Genomic DNA, 17,366 nt, shown 5'->3' on the forward strand with positions numbered 1-17,366 from the left:
GCGCTCAGGCGTCGTTCAGGCGCTCTCGCGGCCGCCCCGCGCCTGGAGCACGCGCGGCGGCGCCTCGCCGAGCACGGACTCGCGGGTGACGATCACCTTCGTGACGTCGCCGTCCGAGGGGACCTCGAACATGACGGGGCCCAGCAGGCTCTCGAGGATCGCCCGGAGCCCGCGGGCGCCCGTCTTGCGCGCGACCGCCTGCTCGGCGATGGCCTCGAGCGCGGCCTCCTCGAACTCGAGGCCGACGCCGTCGATCTCGAACATCCGCTGGTACTGCTTGACCAGCGCGTTCTTCGGCTCCGTCAGGATGCGCGTCAGCGCGTCCACGTCGAGCGGATCCACCGTGGCGACGACGGGCAGGCGACCGATGAACTCGGGGATGAGGCCGAACTTGTGCAGATCCTCCGGCTGCACCCGGGCGAACAGCTCCTCGTCGTTGCGCTTGCTCGCGACCGGCGAGCCGAAGCCGATGCCGCCCTTGCCGAGGCGGGAGCCGATGATGTCCTCGAGGCCGGCGAACGCGCCGGCGACGATGAAGAGCACGTTCGTCGTGTCGAGCTGGATGAAGTCCTGGTTCGGGTGCTTGCGACCGCCCTGCGGCGGGATGGAGGCGACCGTGCCCTCCAGGATCTTGAGGAGCGCCTGCTGCACACCCTCCCCCGACACGTCTCGCGTGATCGAGGGGTTCTCGGCCTTGCGGGAGATCTTGTCGATCTCGTCGATGTAGATGATGCCGGTCTCGGCGCGCTGGACGTCGAAGTCGGCGGCCTGGAGCAGCTTCAGGAGGATGTTCTCGACGTCCTCGCCGACATAGCCGGCCTCGGTGAGCGCCGTGGCGTCGGCCACGGCGAAGGGCACCCCGAGCTGCCGGGCGAGGGACTGCGCGAGATAGGTCTTGCCGCAGCCGGTCGGGCCGATGAGCAGGATGTTCGACTTCGCGATCTCCACCTGCTCGGCGGCCGCCTCGGCGCTCGTGAGCGACGCCGCCGCGCGGACCCGCTTGTAGTGGTTGTAGACGGCGACGGCCAGCGACTGCTTGGCCCGGTCCTGGCCGATCACGTACTGGTCGAGGAAGTCCGCGATCTCGCGCGGCTTGTGCAGCGTGAAGTCCGCGGCCTCGCTCGTCTGGTGCTCCGCGAGGCGTTCCTCGATGATCTCGTTGCAGAGCGCGACGCACTCGTCGCAGATGTAGATCTGCGGGCCGGCGATGAGCTGCTGCACCTGCTTCTGCGATTTTCCGCAGAAGGAGCACTTCAGCAGCTCGCTGCTCTCGCCGATCTTCGCCATGCGGAGAACTCCTTCGCGGTCGATGAGGAGGGACTCCTCACAGCGTAGCGGGCGCCGCGGACAATCACCGACGGCACGCCGCGGGCCCCGGGTCGCCCCGGGGCCCGTCGGATCACTGCGGGAGGACCGCCTGGGGGTTCTTCCGGCTCGTGAGCACCTGATCGACCAGGCCGTACTCGAACGCCTCCTGGGCGCTCAGGATCTTGTCCCGGTCGATGTCGCGATGCACCTCCTCCACCGAGCGCTTGGAGTGCTTCGAGAGCGTCTCCTCGAGCCACTCGCGCATGCGCATGATCTCCGCGGCCTGGATCTCGATGTCGGAGGCCTGCCCGTGCCCGGCCTGGCCGGTGGAGGGCTGGTGGATGAGCACGCGCGCGTTCGGCAGGGCGAGGCGCTTGCCCGGCGTGCCGCCGGCGAGGAGCACCGCGGCGGCCGAGGCCGCCTGGCCGAGGCAGACCGTCTGCACATGCGGCCGGATGTACTGCATCGTGTCGTAGATCGCCGTCATCGCGGTGAAGGAGCCGCCGGGCGAGTTGATGTACATCGTGATGTCGCGCTCCGGGTCCTGGCTCTCGAGCACGAGCAGCTGCGCCATGACGTCGTCCGCCGAGGCGTCGTCGACCTGCACGCCGAGGAAGATGATGCGGTCCTCGAAGAGCTTCGCGTACGGATCCTGCCGCTTGAAGCCGTAGGCCGTGCGCTCCTCGAAGGAGGGGAGGACGTACCGGGCCTCGGGCATCCGCAGCGCGGCGCCGCCCGCCTGGGGCATCATCGGGGTGTGTGACATCTGTGGGGTCATCATCGAATCGTTCGCTTCCTGTCCCATGAGCTACTTGCTCGTTCCGCCGCCGCCGACGACATCGCTCGCGGAGTCGCGGATGAAATCGACGAAGCCGTACTCGAGCGCCTCGTCGGCCGTGAACCAGCGGTCGCGGTCCCCGTCCTCGTTGATCTGCTCGACGCTCTTGCCCGTCTGCGCCGCCGTGATCTCCGCGAGGCGGTTCTTCATCGACGTGATGAGCTGGGCCTGCGTCTGGATGTCGCTCGCGGTGCCGCCGAAGCCGCCGTGCGGCTGGTGGAGGAGGACACGGGCGTTCGGGGTGATGTAGCGCTTCCCCTTCGTGCCCGCGGTGAGCAGGAACTGCCCCATGGAGGCCGCCATGCCGATGCCGACGGTGACGATGTCGTTCGGCACGAAGGACATCGTGTCGTAGATCGCCATGCCCGCGGTGATCGAGCCGCCGGGCGAGTTGACGTAGAGGTAGATGTCGGCCTCGGGATCCTCCGCTGCGAGCAGCAGGATCTTCGCGCAGATCTCGTTCGCGTTCTCGTCGCGGACCTCGGAACCGAGCCAGATGATGCGGTCCTTCAGCAGGCGTTCGAACACGCTGTTCGGTGGCGTCTGTTCAGCCATTCGGCGCTCCATTCGTTGTTGCTTGATTCGAGCGTATCGACTCGCGGCATCCACGGCGCCCGTGTTCGCCCTGGGCGCATGGGGTCGGCATGCGGAAGGCCCCCGCCGGGCGATCCCGGCGGGGGCCTTCCGCGCTGCGGCGCGCGCGGCCTATTCCGCGGCCTGCTCGGCCTCGGCGGCCGCCTTCTTGGCCGCGCGCGTCGCGGCGGCCTTCTTCGCGGCGGCCGAACGGGCGGCCTTCTTCGCGTCCTCGTCGGTGGCGTCGGCGGCGGGCTCCGCGGCCTGCTTCTTCGCGGACGACTTCTTCTTCGGGGCCTCGGCGGCGGGGGCCGCGGCGGGAGCCTCCTCTTCGGCGGGAGCCTCCTCGGCGCCCTCCTCGTCCTCCTCGACCTCGTCGTCCACCGAGGTGAACTCGCTCAGATCGACGGGCTTGCCTGACCGATCGACGACCTCCGCCTTGGCGAGGGCGATCGCGAGCGCCTTGTTGCGCGTGACCTCGCCGAGGATGACGCCCATCTGGTTGCCCTGGCTGATCGCCTGGAGGAACTGGGTGGGCTCCATGCCGTACTGCTGCGCGGACTGGAAGATGTACTGCGACAGCTCGTTCTGCGTCGGGGTGACGCCCTCGGCCTCGACGATGGCGTCGAGCAGCAGCTGCATCTGGATCTGCTCCTCGGCGGACTTGCGGACCTCGGCGCGGTGCTCATCGTCCTCGAGACGCCCCTCGCTCTCGAGGTGGCGGTGCACCTCCTCCTCGACGAGCTCCTCGGAGACCGGGATGCCGGCCTGCTCGATGAGCGTCGCGGTGAAGAGGTCGCGCGCCTGCTGGCCCTGCGCGAAGACCGAGGCCTTCGACACCTGCTCGACGAGGCTCTCGCGGAGCTCGGCGATCGTGTCGAACTCGCTCGCGAGCTGCGCGAACTCGTCATCGGCCTCGGGGAGCTCGCGCTCCTTGACCGCGGTGAGCGTGAGTTCGACCTCGGCGTCCTTGCCCTCGTGCTCGCCGCCGAGCAGCTGGGAGGTGAAGGTCGTCGTCTCGCCGGCGGTGAGGGTCTCCACCGCCTCATCCGTGCCCGCGAGCAGGTTGCCCGCGCCGACCTCGTAGGAGACGCCGCTGGCCTGGTCGACCTCCGCGCCGTCGATGGTGGCCGTGAGGTCCAGCTCGACGAAGTCGCCGGTCTTGGCGGGGCGATCCACCGTGACGAGGGTGCCGAAGCGCTCGCGCAGCTTCGTCAGCTCGGCCTCTACCGCGTCCTCGTCCACCTCGGCGTCATCGACCGTCAGGGTGATGCCGTCGTAGGCGGGCAGGGTGAACTCCGGGCGCACCTCGACCTCGAAGACGAGCTCGAGCGTGCTCTTCGGATCCTTCGCGTCCGGCCACTCGGCGACGTCGGCGGTGGGCCGGCCCATCGGCCGCTCGTCGGACTCCGCGAGCGCGGCCTGGTAGAAGTCGTCGAGGGAGGCGTTGACGGCCTCCTGGACGACGGCCTCGCGGCCGATGCGCTGATCGATGATCGGCGCGGGCACCTTGCCCTTGCGGAAGCCCGGGATCGAGACCTGCTCGGAGATGGTCTTGTACGCCTGCTTCAGGTACGGCTCGAGCTCGTCGAGCGTGACCTGCACGCTCAGCTTGGCGCGGGTCGGAGTGAGCTTCTCAGCGGTCGTCTTCGGCAATTTGGCCTCTCATGGATTCGGATCGTGCTGCGGTCAGCCCGCATCGGGTCGGGGCGCGGACCCTGGTCGGGGCGACAGGATTCGAACCTGCGACCTCCCGCTCCCAAAGCGGGCGCTCTAGCCAAGCTGAGCTACGCCCCGGCAACCCGCAGGTTTCCGCTGGATCGTACACGCGTGCGCGCGCAACCCGAGCAAGTCTAGCCGAAACCGCCGGCGATGCACGAAACCCCCTGGCGCGCCAGGGGGTTTCTCTCGGAGGGGATGACGGGAATCGAACCCGCGTAATCAGTTTGGAAGACTGAGGCTCTACCATTGAGCTACATCCCCGGGCACCGGTCGCGGAGCGTACCGGGCACTCGATCGATCATAGTGCATCCGCGCCGCGGGGCGAATCTCCGTTCCCGTCGCGTGTCGCCGCGCGGTGGTGCTCCGTATACGCCGCGTAGACCTCGGCGTTCGTCCGCACCGCGTCGCGATCCTCCTCGCGCAGCTCGCGCACGACCCGTCCGGGGATCCCGGCGACGAGCGAGTGCGGGGGGATCACGGCGCCCTGCGGCACGAGCGCGCCCGCGGCGACGAGCGATCCGGTCCCCACCACCGCCCCGCTGAGCACGGTCGCGTTCATCCCGATGAGGCAGCCGTCCTCGACCGTGGCGCCGTGCACGACGGCGTTGTGGCCGATCGAGACTTCGTCGCCGATGCGCGCGGGGATGCCGCGCTGCGTGTGGATCACGACGCCGTCCTGCACATTGCTGCGCGCTCCGATCCGCACCGCGTCGGAATCGCCCCGCACCACCGCGTTGTACCAGATGCTGCTGTCCGCGCCGATCTCGACGTCGCCGACCACGACGGAGCCGGGCGCGAGCCACGCCGATGCCGCGATCCGGGGAGCGCCGTACGGCGGTACGGGGATGACGCGGCCGTGCGCGTCAAGGCCCGCGGGGTTCATCGCTGCTCGTCCGTCCACCGGCGCCTCCTCGCTCCCACCCGGGCGGCCCGGATGCAGAAGAACCCCCACCGCTCGGGTGGGGGTTCCAGGGCTCCCCCGGCTGGGCTCGAACCAGCGACATCCTGATTAACAGTCAAGCGCTCTGCCAACTGAGCTACAGGGGATCATTGCCGCAGCAACTCGACTATCGTAGCAAGACCGGAATTGGCTCTGCAAATCCGCCCGCGCTCCGGCGCCGCCCGGGCGGGTCCGCCTGACGAGCCGTCCTCACTCCTCGGCGATCTCGTCGTACGCGGTGGCGCGCAGGGCCTGGGCGAGGCGCTGCACGTAGCCGTGATCGGCGTGGCGGAAGATCTCGTTGATGTCGCCGTGCCCCACGGTCCGCCCCTGCTGCAGGACGATCACGTCCTGCACGAGCGCCTCGAGCATGCCGATGTCATGGCTGATGAGCAGCATGCCCGCGTTCGTCCGCTCGCGGTACCACCGGAGCAGCTCGACGATCTTCGGACGGTTGTTCGCATCGACGCCGAGCGTGGGCTCGTCGGCGATGAGCAGCGTCGGATCGAGCATCAGCGCGCGCATGACCGCGACGCGCTGGCGCTGGCCCTTCGAGAGCTCGTAGGGGTACTCCTGGAGCTTCGCGAGGGGCAGCGCCACGATGTCCATCATCTCCGCGATCCGCTCGCCGAGCGCGTCGCGGTCGAAGTGCTTGCTGCGCTCGACGATGGGCTCGAAGAGGATGTCGCCGACGTTGAGCTCCGGCGTGAGCGTCGCGCCCGCGTCCTGAGCGAGATAGCCGACGTAGGCCGTCAGCCGCGAGGCCGCGCGCCGTCCGAGTCGCCGCAGCGGGACGTCGAAGACGCTCGCCGATCCCCCGGTGTGCTTGATCCGCGCGGACTTCTCGCCGGCCTCCCTGCCGCGTCCGGCGAGGTAGCGGGCGAGCGTCGACTTGCCCGAGCCGCTCTCGCCCAGCAGTGCGACGATCTCGCCGCGCGCGACGGCGAAGGTGACGCCCTCGACCGCCTCGAACTCTCGGCCGCCGGCATGCGCCGGGTAGGACAGGGAGAGATCGGAGACGTGGATCATCGGATCCGCGTCGAGTACGGGGTGGGCCATCTGCTGCTCCTCGGAGTGCGCGTCGGGTCGCCGGTCGGCTTCCCCGCGCCAGCCTATGGCATGGTCCGTGGCCGTGCGGGAACGCGCGCGGCCCGTCGCGCGATCCCGGCGCGCGCTCACTCCTCGCGCAGGCCCCGGCGCGCCGCCTCGAGGGCGACGAGCTGCTCCTGGATGCGTCGGGCGGCCGGGTCGGCATGATCCCCGATGCGCTGCATCCGGGCGAGGAGCTCCCGCTTCAGCCCCTGGAGGTCCCGGTCGAGGAGGGAGATGACCACGTCGCGGCTGTACGCCGCGAGCTGCTCGGGGCGCCGTTCCGGCATCGGGGCCATGGCGAGCTCGCGGACGAGGCCGCGATGCGACTCCGGCGCGGCCGCGAGCACCGCGTCGAGCCAGCCGGGCGAGCCGATCGCCGGGAGCGCCGCCGCGACGGCGTCGCGCACGATCCGCAGCTGCGGCTCGGCGACCTGCGCGGTGACCGCCTGCTGGAGCAGCTCGGCGCCCACGCCGTCGGCCTGCTGCAGCATCGCCATCAGGGCGTCGCGCTCCAGCCAGGTGCTCGGCGCGCTCCGGAGCGAGGAGAGCGAGACGCGCGGCGCCCGGGGCTCCGGGGCCGCGGACTGCGGACCGCGGGGTTCCGCCTCCTGCCGCTGACCCGGCGCGCGGGCCGCCTGCTGCGCCGCCTGCCTGACCGCCTGCTGCACCTCGCCGAGCTCCGTGCCGAGCATCCGCGCCAGCTCGCGCGTGTAGCCCGGTCGCAGCGAGGGGTCCTTGATCTCGGCGATGATGGGCGCCGCGGCGCGGAGCGCCGAGACGCGGCCCTCGACGCTGTTGAGGTCGAAGCGCCCCACCGCCTGGCGCAGCGCGAACTCGAAGAGCGGGGTCTTCCGCGTGAAGAGCTCGCGCACGGCCTCGTCGCCGCGATGCATGCGCAGATCCGAGGGATCGAGGCCGTCGGGCGCGACCGCGACATAGGTCTGGGCGGTGAAGCGCTTCTCCTCGCTGAACGCCCGCAGCGCCGCCTTCTGCCCGGCCTCGTCGGGATCGAAGGTGAAGACGACCTCGGCGGCCGCGTCGTCCCCCATCACCCGTCGGAGGATGGCGATGTGCTCCTTGCCGAAGGCGGTGCCGCAGGTCGCCACCGCCGTGTCGATGCCGGCGAGGTGGCAGGCCATGACGTCGGTGTAGCCCTCGACCACGACCGCGCGCCGCCCGCGCGAGATCGCGCGCTTGGCGAGGTCGAGGCCGTAGAGCACCTGCGCCTTGTGATAGACCGGGGACTCCGGCGTGTTGAGGTACTTCGGCCCCTGATCGTCGTCGTAGAGCTTCCGCGCGCCGAAGCCGAGCACCTGGCCGCTCGTGTCGCGGATGGGCCAGACGACTCGGCCGCGGAAGCGGTCGTAGACGCCGCGCCGCCCCTCGGAGACGAGCCCGGCCTGTGCGAGCTCGGCCGGCGTGTAGCCCTGCGCCCGCAGATGCGACGTGAGATGGTCCCAGCCGCGCGGCGCGTAGCCGACGCCGAAGCGCTCCAGGGCGGCCGCGTCGAAGCCGCGCGCGCCGAGCAGATCCCGTCCCGTCGCGGCCTCCTCCCCCGCGAGCTGCGCGGCGAAGTACGCCGCGGCCGCCTGGTTCGCCGCGAGCAGTCTCGCCCGGTTCGGACCGTCCTCGCGGGTGAAGCCGCCCTCCTCGTAGCTGAGCACGTAGTGGATCCGCGCGGCCAGGCGCTCCACGGACTCCGCGAAGCTCAGATGATCCATGCGCTGCAGGAAGGTGAAGGCGTCGCCGGATTCCCCGCAGCCGAAGCAGTGGTAGTAGCCGAGCGCCGGCCGCACGTGGAAGCTCGGGCTGCGCTCGTCGTGGAACGGGCAGAGCCCCTTCATGGAGTCGACGCCGGCGTTCTTCAGCGCGACGTAGTCGCCGACCAGATCGGCGAGGTTGACGCGCCGTTTGACCTCTTCCACATCGCTCTGTCGAATCCGGCCCGCCATAGCTGCAGAGTCTAGCGGGCCGCGGCTAGACGAGCGGGACGTCGCAGAGCCGGCGGTACCAGGCGATCGCCGACTGATCCGTCAGCGACGCCACCTGATCCACGACGGCGCGTCGGGCGGCCTCCTCAGAGTCCGCGGCACGGAAATCGGCGGCGTACGCCGGTTCGAGCTCGCCGGCCCCCGTCTCCCAGAGGGTGTGCAGCAGCTCGAGCAGCAGCGTGCGCTGCCGCCGGTAGGTCGGCTGCCGACGGCCGCTCTGCATGACGAAGGCCGCCACGATCCCCTTGAGCACGGCGATCTCGGCCCGGATCTCGCGGGGAACGACCACGTCGGCTCCGTACCGGGCGAGCGGCGCGCCGTCCGCAGCCGTGAGCGTGGCGTCGATCGCGGCGCGGGCGAAGCGCCCGATCATGTCGCTCGTGAAGTTCTTCAGCTGCGCCTGATCGCGGCGCGAACCGTCCCAGCGGGTGAGCCAGCTCTCCCCCGCGGACATGCGGTCGAAGGCGGCGCCGAGCTCGTCAGCCGTGTAGCGGCCCTCTGCCCAGTCGGCGACGGCGCGGATGAGCGAGGCGTGCCCGGAGCGCGCGGTGAGGATCTCGGGATCGATGTGCTCGCTCACGATCGCGTCCTCGAAGTCGTGGACGGAGTAGGCGATGTCGTCCGAGAGGTCCATGACCTGCGCCTCGGCGCATTTGCGCCGCGCCGGGGCGTCGGCGCGCAGCCAGTGGAAGACCTCGGCGTCGTCGGCGAAGTACCCGAACTTCGCGCTTCCCGGCGCCGCCTCCGCGAGCGCCCACGGATACTTGCAGCTCGCATCGAGGGTGGCCCGCGTGAGGTTGAGACCGACGCTCTCCCCCGTCCCGGAGAAGTGCTTGGGCTCGAGGCGGGTGAGGATCCGCAGCGTCTGCGCGTTCCCCTCGAAACCGCCGATGTCGGCGGCCCACTCGTTCAGCGCCTTCTCGCCGTTGTGCCCGAACGGCGGATGGCCGAGGTCGTGGGCCAGGCACGCGGTGTCCACGACGTCCTGGGAGAGCCCGAGCGCCACGGCGAGCTCGCGCCCGATCTGCGCGACCTCGAGGGAGTGGGTGAGGCGGTTGCGCGCGAAGTCGATGCCGGCGGTGGGACTGAGGACCTGGGTCTTCGCGGAGAGCCGGCGCCAGCCGCTGGAGTGGAGCACGCGGGCGCGATCCCGCGCGAAGTCGCTGCGCGCGCCCCGATGGGTCTCCGGCATGAAGCGCTCCGCATCCTCGGGGCGGTAGTCCGCGGGGAGCTCCGTCTGCGTCGCGAGGCCGAGCGCCGAGGCCTCAGCCACCGTCGGACCCGCCGTCCTGGCGCTCGGCCTCCGCCACCATGGCGCGCGCGGAGTCGTCGATGCTGCGGGAGTTCAGCCAGCCGTCGGGCAAGGCCACCCGCTTCGGGCTGCCCGCCCGCCCCCGCTGGCCCTCGGCGCCCTCGCCGGGGTAGGGCAGCGACGCGTCCATGGTCGCGAAGATCTCGTCCATCTGCGCGATCGACTCGACCGCGGCGAGGGCCCGGCGGGTGTCGCCGCCCACGCCGTACCCCTTGAAGTACCAGGCGACGTGCTTGCGGATGTCCCGGCACGCCCGATCCTCCTCGCCGTCGAAGAACTCGACGAGCAGCTCGGTGTGGCGGCGCATGGCGTCCATCACGAAGCCGAGCGGCGGCTTCGCGACGGCGGCCGCGGCCTCCGCGGGGCTGAGCTCCCCGGCCTCGGCCCGGAAGGCGGCGGAGAGGTCGCCGAAGAGCCACGGCCGGCCGAGGCAGCCGCGGCCGACGACCACGCCGTCGCAGCCCGTCTCCCGCACCATCCGGATCGCGTCCTCCGCCGACCAGATGTCTCCGTTCCCGAGCACGGGCACGCTCGTCACCGTCTCCTTGAGCGTCGCGATGGCCTCCCAGTCGGCGCGGCCCGAGTAGAACTCGTTCGCCGTCCGCCCGTGCAGCGCGATGGCCGCGACGCCCGCGCCCTCGGCGGCGCGAGCCGCATCGAGATAGGTCAGGTGGTCCGCGTCGATGCCCTTGCGCATCTTCACCGTGAGCGGGAGCTCGCCCGCCGCGCGCACGGCGCCCTCGACGATCGCGCGGAAGAGATCCTGCTTCCACGGCAGCGCGGAGCCCCCGCCCCGGCGGGTGACCTTCGGCACGGGGCAGCCGAAGTTCAGATCGATGTGATCGGCGAGATCCTGGTCGACGAGGAAGCGCACGGCCTCGGAGACGGTCCTCGGATCGACGCCGTAGAGCTGGATCGAGCGCGGCGTCTCGCTCTCGTGGTGCTTGATGAGCCGGAGCGAGGCCGGCGTGCGCTCCACGAGGGCGCGGCTCGTGATCATCTCGCTCACGTAGAGGCCCGCGCCGTACTCGCGGCAGAGTCGGCGGAACGCGGTGTTCGTGATCCCGGCCATGGGGGCGAGGACGACGGGGACGTCGAGGCGGAGGGGGCCGATGCTGAGCCCGCCTGCGGGAAGCGTCTGGGTAGTCATATCGCCTCCATTGTCGCACGGACGCCGCGACCGGCAGCGGGCCGTCCGGCGGCGCGCGGCGCTCAGCCGGAGGCGCCAGGCACGTCCACCGCTCCCCCGAACCGCCGGTCGCGGTCGTGGAAGACGCCGATCGCGCGCCACAGCTCCCGGCGGCTGAAATCGGGCCAGAGGGTGTCGAGGAAGACCATCTCGGCGTAGGCGGACTGCCAGAGCATGAAGTTGCTCGTGCGCTGCTCGCCGGAACTGCGCAGGAAGAGATCGACGTCGGGCAGCTCGGGCACGTAGAGGTGGCGCCCGATCGTCCGCTCCGTGATCCCGTTCGGGGACAGCCTCCCGGCCCGCACCTCGGCGGCGATCTCGCGCACCGCGTCCGTGAGCTCGTTGCGCCCGCCGTAGTTCACGCACATGGTCAGGGTGAGGCCGGTGTTCGCGGACGTCGCGCGCTCCGAGGCCTGCAGCTCGCTGATCACGGAGCCCCAAAGCCGGGGGCGGCGTCCGGCCCAGCGCATCCGCACGTTCCAGGCGTCCAGCTGCGCGCGCCGTCGGCGGAGCACGTCGCGGTTGAAGCCCATGAGGAAGCGGACCTCGTCGGGCGAACGGCGCCAGTTCTCCGTCGAGAAGGCGTACACGCTCAGGTGCTCGACGCCCGCCTGGATCGCCCCGGCGACGACGTCGAGCAGGGCCTGCTCCCCCATCCGATGCCCTTCGACCCGCGGGAGTCCGCGCCGGTTCGCCCAGCGCCCGTTCCCGTCCATGACGATGGCCACGTGCCGGGGCGCCGGTCCGGCGAAGCGGGGCGGCTGCTCGCCGGTCCAGTCGACCGGGACGAGCGTATCGGGGGCTTGGCGCATGCGTGCCAGTTTAGAGGCGCGGGGCGCTCATCGAGCGCAGGCCGCGTTCGAGATGCCACTGGGTATAGGCCGCCGCGATCCCGGCCGCCTGACCGCGCTCGCGCTCCGTGGACGCGACGGCCCGCTCCCAGTCGCCCGCGAGCAGCGCCGTGAGCAGCGCCACGCTCCCGGGATCCAGGCGCGGCGCGCCCGGTGCGCGGCAGTCCTCGCAGAGCACGCCCCCCGCCTGCACGGCGACCACGGTGTGCGGCCCCGGCGCGCCGCAGCGCACGCAGGCGTCGAAGCCCGGGGTCCAGCCCGCGAGGGACATGGCGCGCAGCAGATAGCCGTCGCGCACGAGCTCCGGGGGAATCCGCCCCGCGGAGAGCGTCCGCAGCGCCCCGACGAGCAGGGCGTACAGCTCCCGGGACGGGCCGCCCTCCGCGAGACGCTCGGCGGTCTCCACGATCACGCTGCCGGCGCGGTACCGCTCGTAGTCGGCGCTGATCGCCGGCCCGTAGGCGCCCAGGGTCTCCGCCTGCGTGATCGTGTCGAGGCTCCGCCCCTCGAAGCACTGCAGATCGGCGACCATGAACGGCTCGAGGCGCGCGCCGAACTTGGACGAGGTGCGCCGCACGCCCTTCGCGACGGCGCGCAGCAGGCCGCGTCCGCGCGTGAGCAGCGTCACGATGCGATCGGCCTCGCCGAGCTTGCGGGTGCGGAGCACCACGCCTTCTTCGCGGTAGAGCGGCATCCCCCCAGTATCCCGCATGCGCGAGAATGGAGGGGTGCTCGACGAGACCTTCCGTACCCCGCTGCCCGTCGACCTCATCGCGGTCGGCGTGGGCAGTCTCCAGGGCGCGATGTTCGCGGCGGGCTTCAAACGCATCGACCTGCTCGGCGTCGCCATCATCGGCATCGCCTCGGGCATCGGGGGCGGCTTCCTCCGCGACATCCTGCTCGGCACGACGCCGGCAGCCTTCTCCGAGAACCTGTACCTCCTGGTCGCGACGGGCGCGGCGTTCATCGGCATGCTGCTGCCCCGGCTGCTGCAGCGCGTCGACCCCGTGATCACCGTCCTCGACGCCCTGAGCATCGGCATGTTCGGTGCGATCGGGGCGACCAAGGCGCTGGCGCTGGGCATGCCGGTCGTGCCCGCCCTCTTTATCGGCACGGTCTCGGCCGTGGGCGGCGGCGTGCTGCGCGACGTGATGCTCAACATCCCGATCGCGCTCATGCACGTCGGCTCCCTCTACGCCGTCGCGAGCCTCGTCGGCGTCGCGGTGCTCGTCGTCCTGCTCGCCTGCGGGGTGCCGGTGCTCGCCGCGGGGATCGCCTGCGTCGTGGTGACGGCGCTCGTGCGGCTGCTCGCGGTGCGCTTCGGCTGGAGCCTGCCGGAGCAGCGCGCGCTCAGCCGCATCCGGCTGCGGCGGCAGCGGCAGGTCGAGCAGGCGATCGAGGAGGCGCTGCACACCGGCGCCATCACGCTGCCGGATCCCGAGACCGACGACCCGTTCGGGGGCGCGGAACCCGGATCCCGGGACCCGGATCCGCGCCGCCCGCGCTAGGAGCGCGGCCCGCGCCGCCTGCCGGCCTTCGCCTCAGCCTCGCGCCAGGCGCGCTGGGCCGGGGTCTCGCCCGCGGGCGGGGGGCCCGCGCCGATCCGGTCCGCCGCCCCGCCGCGGCCGAGGTGCCAGGCGTGCGTGATGGCGAGCGCGAGGGCGTCGGCCGCATCGGCGGGCTTCGGCGGGGCCGCCAGACCGAGCAGGCGGGTCACCATCGTGGTCACCTGCGCCTTGTCGGCGCTGCCGTAGCCGGTCACCTGCGCCTTCACCTCGTTCGGCGTGTAGAGCGCCACGGGGATGCCCCGCTGCTCGGCGAGGAACATCACGACGCCGCTGATCTGCGCGACGCCCATCACGCTCGGCAGGTTCTGCTGCGCGAAGACCCGCTCGAGCGCGATGGCGTCGGGCCGTTCGCCGTCGAGGAGCCGCTGGATCCCCGAGCCGAGCTGGAGCAGGCGCGCGGGCGTGCTCGCCTCCGCGGGGCTGCGCATCACCTCGACGTGCTCGAAGACGACCCTGCGCCCCCCGGAGGCGGTGACGATCCCGACCCCGCAGCGGGTGAGGCCGGGATCGATCCCGATGATCCGGGGCACGGGCCGATCAGTCGTCCTGCTCGAGCTCGGCCTGCACCTCGGGCGACAGATCGAAGTTCGAGAAGACGTTCTGCACGTCGTCGCTGTCCTCGAGCGCGTCGATGATGCGGAAGACCTTCCGCGCCGTGTCCGCGTCGATGTCGACCTTGAGGTTGGGCACGAACTCGGCGTCGGCCGATTCGTAGTCGATGCCGGCGTCGACGAGCGCCGTGCGCGCGGCCACGAGGTCGCTCGCCTCCGTGATGACCTCGAAGGCCTCGCCGTTGGGGGTCTGGGCGACCTCCTCCGCGCCCGCTTCGAGGACGGCCGTCAGCACCTCGTCCTCGCTCGTGCCCTCGGCGGGCACGGTGATGACGCCCTTGCGGGCGAAGTTGTACGCGACGCTGCCCGGATCGGCGAGCGTGCCGCCGTTGCGGCTGAGCGCGGTGCGCACTTCGGCGGCCGCGCGGTTCTTGTTGTCGGTGAGGCACTCGATCATGAGGGCGACGCCGTTCGGGCCGTAGCCCTCGTACATGATCGTGGTGTACTCGACGGCGTCGCCGGTCAGCCCGGCCCCGCGCTTGATGGCGCGGTCGATGTTATCGCCGGGGACGGAGTTCTTCTTCGCCTTGTGCACGGCGTCGGCGAGGGCGGGGTTGCCGGCGAGATCGGCGCCGCCGATCCGCGCGGAGACCTCGATCACCTTGATGTACTTCGCGAAGGCCTTCGCGCGCTTCGCGTCGATGGCGGCCTTCTTGTGCTTGGTCGTCGCCCACTTGGAGTGTCCGGACACGGGAGCTCCTCTTCACGTCTTGAGAATGTCGAATCGATGGAACAGTCTATGCGCGCGCCCCGCCTGCGGGGCGCTGCACGCCCGGCCCGGGGTCGACGGGCCAGGCCGCCGCGATGGCCTCCCTGACGTCGCCGAGCAGCTGCGGCATCGCCTTCGTCTTCGCGATGATCGGGAAGAAGTTCGCGTCGGAGGCCCAGCGGGGGACGATGTGCTGATGCAGGTGCGCGGCGATGCCCGCACCAGCGATCTCGCCCTGGTTCATGCCGAGATTGAAGCCGTGGCATCCCATGACCTCGCGGGCCACGCGCATCGCCGTCTGGGTGAGCGCGCCGATCTCGGCGACCTCCTCGGCGCTCGCCTCGTCGTAGCCGGAGATGTGGCGGTACGGGCAGACGAGCATGTGGCCGTTGTTGTAGGGGAAGAGGTTCAGCAGCACGTAGCTGTGCGCGCCGCGCGCCACGATGAGCGCATCCTCGTCCGTCCGCGCCGGCGCGGCGCAGAACGGGCAGTCCGTCCGGTCCGGCTGATGATGATCGGCGACGTACACCATGCGATGCGGCACCCAGAGGCGCTGCATGCCGTCGGCGTCCCCCGCGGCGCCGCTCTCCGGGATGCTCTCGGTGCGCGGCGCCGCGGGATCGGCGGCGTCTACTCCGCCCACGCCGTGGACACCTGCTCGTGCTCCCGGATCGACCGCAGGATGCGTTCGATCGCCTCGTCGACCGGCACGCCGTTCAGCTGCGTGCCGTCGCGGAAGCGGAAGCTCACGGCGCCGGCCGCCCGATCCTCCTCGCCGGCGATGAGCTGGAACGGGATCTTCGCCTTGGTGTGCGTGCGGATCTTCTTCGGCATCCGGTCGTCGCTGTGGTCGACCTCGGCGCGCACGCCCTGCTCGCGCAGTCGCGCGATGACGCCGTCCAGGTACTCGCCGTACTGCTCCGCGACCGGGATCCCGACGACCTGCGTCGGCGAGAGCCAGACGGGGAACGCGCCGGCGTAGTGCTCGAGGAGGATCGCGAAGAAGCGCTCGACGGAGCCGAGCAGCGCGCGGTGGATCATCACGGGCTGCTTGCGGGTGCCGTCCGCCGCGGTGTACTCGAGCTCGAAGAGCTCGGGCTGGTTGAAATCGAGCTGCACGGTCGAGAGCTGCCAGGTGCGCCCGATCGCGTCGCGCGCCTGGACGGAGATCTTCGGGCCGTAGAAGGCGGCGCCGCCGGGATCGGCGACGAGCTCGAGCCCGGACTCCTCGCCGACCTCGCGCAGCGTCTCGGTCGCGATCTCCCACTGCGCGTCGGTGCCCACCGACTTCTCGGGGTCCCGGGTCGAGAGCTCGAGATAGAAATCGTCGAGGCCGTAGGCGCGGAGCGTGGCGAAGACGAAGTCGAGCTGGCGCTTGATCTCGTCCTTCACCTGCTCGTCGGTGACGTAGATGTGGGCATCGTCCTGGGTGAGCCCTCGGACCCGGGTGAGACCGGAGAGGGTGCCGCTCTTCTCGTAGCGGTAGACGGTGCCGAACTCGGCGAGCCGCAGCGGCAGCTCCCGGTAGCTGCGGGCCCGCGCGCGGAAGATCAGGTTGTGGAACGGGCAGTTCATGGGCTTCAGGTAGTAGTCCTGCCCCTGCTTGACGACGCGGCCGTCGTCGTCCACGACCTCGTCGAGGTGCATGGCGGGGAACATGCCGTCGCGGTACCAGTTGAGGTGCTGGCTCGTCTCGAAGAGCGCCCCCTTGGTGATGTGGGGGCTGTTGACGACCTCGTAGCCGTTCTTCAGCAGCTCCGCGCGCATGAACGACTCGATCTCGTGGCGGATGATGCCGCCCTTCGGGTGGAAGACCGCGAGGCCGGAGCCGATCTCGTCGGGGAAGCTGAAGAGGTCGAGTTCGACGCCGAGTTTGCGGTGGTCGCGCTTCGCGGCCTCCTCGAGGCGCGTCTGGTAGGCGCGCAGCTCGTCCTTCGTCGGCCACGCGGTGCCGTAGATGCGCTGCAGCATCGGGTTCTTCTCGCTGCCGCGCCAGTACGCGCCCGCCGAGCGCATCAGCGCCCAGCCGTTGCCGAGGACGCGGGTGGATGGGACGTGCGGACCGCGGCAGAGGTCCTTCCAGCACAGCTCACCGGTCTTCGGGTCGACGTTGTCGTAGATCGTGAGCTCGGCGCCGCCGACCTCGACGCTCTCGCCGTTGTCGTCGCCCGCGCCGCCCTTGATCCCGATGAGCTCGAGCTTGTAGGGCTCGTGCGCGAGCTCGGCGCGAGCCTCCTCCTCGGTGACGACTCGGCGCACGAAGCGCTGCCCCTGCTTGACGATCCGCTGCATCTCCTTCTCGACGGCCTTGAGGTCCTCGGGGGTGAATGCGGTCTCGGGGTCGAAGTCGTAGTAGAAGCCGTCGACGATGGGCGGGCCGATGCCGAGCGTGGTCTCCGGGTTGATGCGCTGCACCGCCTGCGCGAGGACGTGCGCGGCGGAGTGACGGAGGATGGCGAGACCGTCCTCCGAGTCGATGGTCACCGGCTCGACCGCGTCCGTCTCCGTCACTTCCGTCGCGAGGTCGCGCAGCTCGCCGCCCACGCGCATCGCGACGATCGAACGATCGGTGAACAGGGAGAAGCCATCGGGCACGGGTGAGCTCCTTCGGGAGGGAACGGCTGACCCGTCGATTCTAGTCGTCCCGAGCGCGGGGGCGGTC

General features: G+C 71.0%; 16 protein-coding genes and 3 tRNA genes. 1 reads left to right on the forward strand and 18 read right to left on the reverse strand.

Features of this window, described 5'->3' with window-relative positions; all coding sequences use genetic code 11:
• Positions 1–15: 15 nt before the first annotated feature.
• The 14 genes from clpX to recO all read right to left on the reverse strand — a co-directional run bounded on the left by clpX (position 16) and on the right by recO (position 12,510).
• The gene (gene clpX, locus MUN78_RS06765) at positions 16–1,287 is read right to left on the reverse strand and encodes an ATP-dependent Clp protease ATP-binding subunit ClpX (protein ID WP_244693756.1); all 1,272 of its coding nucleotides are present in this window, start codon (positions 1,285–1,287) and stop codon (positions 16–18) included.
• Between the two features lie 112 nt (positions 1,288–1,399).
• Complete coding sequence (locus MUN78_RS06770) at positions 1,400–2,074, reverse strand: ATP-dependent Clp protease proteolytic subunit (RefSeq protein ID WP_244693757.1); 675 nt, start codon at positions 2,072–2,074, stop codon at positions 1,400–1,402.
• A 42-nt stretch (positions 2,075–2,116) separates the two neighbouring features.
• A complete protein-coding gene (locus tag MUN78_RS06775) occupies positions 2,117–2,701 on the reverse strand; it encodes an ATP-dependent Clp protease proteolytic subunit (RefSeq protein ID WP_244729560.1) in 585 nt (194 codons plus the stop codon).
• Positions 2,702–2,851: 150 nt separating this feature from the next.
• A complete protein-coding gene (gene tig / locus MUN78_RS06780) occupies positions 2,852–4,375 on the reverse strand; it encodes a trigger factor (protein WP_244729561.1) in 1,524 nt (507 codons plus the stop codon).
• 63 nt (positions 4,376–4,438) lie between these two features.
• Positions 4,439–4,516: transfer RNA gene (locus MUN78_RS06785), tRNA-Pro, on the reverse strand.
• A gap of 115 nt (positions 4,517–4,631) precedes the next feature.
• Positions 4,632–4,702, reverse strand: a tRNA-Gly gene (locus MUN78_RS06790).
• Between the two features lie 37 nt (positions 4,703–4,739).
• Positions 4,740–5,342: a gamma carbonic anhydrase family protein gene (locus MUN78_RS06795; protein ID WP_346730627.1), complete on the reverse strand. Its 603-nt coding sequence runs from the start codon at positions 5,340–5,342 to the stop codon at positions 4,740–4,742.
• 73 nt (positions 5,343–5,415) lie between these two features.
• Positions 5,416–5,488, reverse strand: a tRNA-Asn gene (locus tag MUN78_RS06800).
• A gap of 103 nt (positions 5,489–5,591) precedes the next feature.
• Positions 5,592–6,440, reverse strand: a complete 849-nt coding sequence (locus tag MUN78_RS06805) for an ABC transporter ATP-binding protein (RefSeq protein WP_244693760.1) — start codon at positions 6,438–6,440, stop codon at positions 5,592–5,594.
• A gap of 116 nt (positions 6,441–6,556) precedes the next feature.
• Positions 6,557–8,425, reverse strand: coding sequence for a DNA primase (gene dnaG, locus MUN78_RS06810; RefSeq protein ID WP_244693761.1), 1,869 nt, complete (start codon positions 8,423–8,425; stop codon positions 6,557–6,559).
• A gap of 25 nt (positions 8,426–8,450) precedes the next feature.
• The gene (locus tag MUN78_RS06815; RefSeq protein WP_244730030.1) at positions 8,451–9,656 is read right to left on the reverse strand and encodes a deoxyguanosinetriphosphate triphosphohydrolase; all 1,206 of its coding nucleotides are present in this window, start codon (positions 9,654–9,656) and stop codon (positions 8,451–8,453) included.
• Positions 9,657–9,729: 73 nt separating this feature from the next.
• Entirely contained in the window at positions 9,730–10,926 is a 1,197-nt protein-coding gene (gene dusB / locus MUN78_RS06820; RefSeq protein ID WP_244693762.1) for a tRNA dihydrouridine synthase DusB, read from the reverse strand.
• A gap of 62 nt (positions 10,927–10,988) precedes the next feature.
• Entirely contained in the window at positions 10,989–11,777 is a 789-nt protein-coding gene (locus MUN78_RS06825) for an isoprenyl transferase (protein WP_244693763.1), read from the reverse strand.
• 10 nt (positions 11,778–11,787) lie between these two features.
• The gene (gene recO / locus MUN78_RS06830) at positions 11,788–12,510 is read right to left on the reverse strand and encodes a DNA repair protein RecO (RefSeq protein ID WP_244729562.1); all 723 of its coding nucleotides are present in this window, start codon (positions 12,508–12,510) and stop codon (positions 11,788–11,790) included.
• A gap of 16 nt (positions 12,511–12,526) precedes the next feature.
• On the opposite strand from recO, the gene MUN78_RS06835 reads away from it, so the two are divergent.
• The gene (locus tag MUN78_RS06835) at positions 12,527–13,324 is read left to right on the forward strand and encodes a trimeric intracellular cation channel family protein (protein WP_244729563.1); all 798 of its coding nucleotides are present in this window, start codon (positions 12,527–12,529) and stop codon (positions 13,322–13,324) included.
• Here MUN78_RS06835 and ruvC read toward each other — a convergent pair.
• The 4 genes from ruvC to thrS form a co-directional block, all read right to left on the reverse strand.
• Positions 13,321–13,914 (reverse strand): crossover junction endodeoxyribonuclease RuvC, encoded by a 594-nt coding sequence (gene ruvC, locus MUN78_RS06840; protein WP_244693766.1) that lies wholly within the window; start codon positions 13,912–13,914, stop codon positions 13,321–13,323. The two genes, MUN78_RS06835 and ruvC, sit on opposite strands and share 4 nt — an antisense overlap.
• A 7-nt stretch (positions 13,915–13,921) precedes the next feature.
• Positions 13,922–14,686 (reverse strand): YebC/PmpR family DNA-binding transcriptional regulator, encoded by a 765-nt coding sequence (locus tag MUN78_RS06845; protein ID WP_244693767.1) that lies wholly within the window; start codon positions 14,684–14,686, stop codon positions 13,922–13,924.
• Between the two features lie 46 nt (positions 14,687–14,732).
• Entirely contained in the window at positions 14,733–15,263 is a 531-nt protein-coding gene (locus tag MUN78_RS06850; protein ID WP_244730032.1) for an HIT family protein, read from the reverse strand.
• Between the two features lie 71 nt (positions 15,264–15,334).
• The gene (thrS, locus tag MUN78_RS06855; RefSeq protein ID WP_429952307.1) at positions 15,335–17,299 is read right to left on the reverse strand and encodes a threonine--tRNA ligase; all 1,965 of its coding nucleotides are present in this window, start codon (positions 17,297–17,299) and stop codon (positions 15,335–15,337) included.
• Between the last annotated feature and the right edge of the window lie 67 nt (positions 17,300–17,366).

This window comes from Leucobacter allii (assembly GCF_022919155.1).
Taxonomy (GTDB): domain Bacteria; phylum Actinomycetota; class Actinomycetes; order Actinomycetales; family Microbacteriaceae; genus Leucobacter; species Leucobacter allii.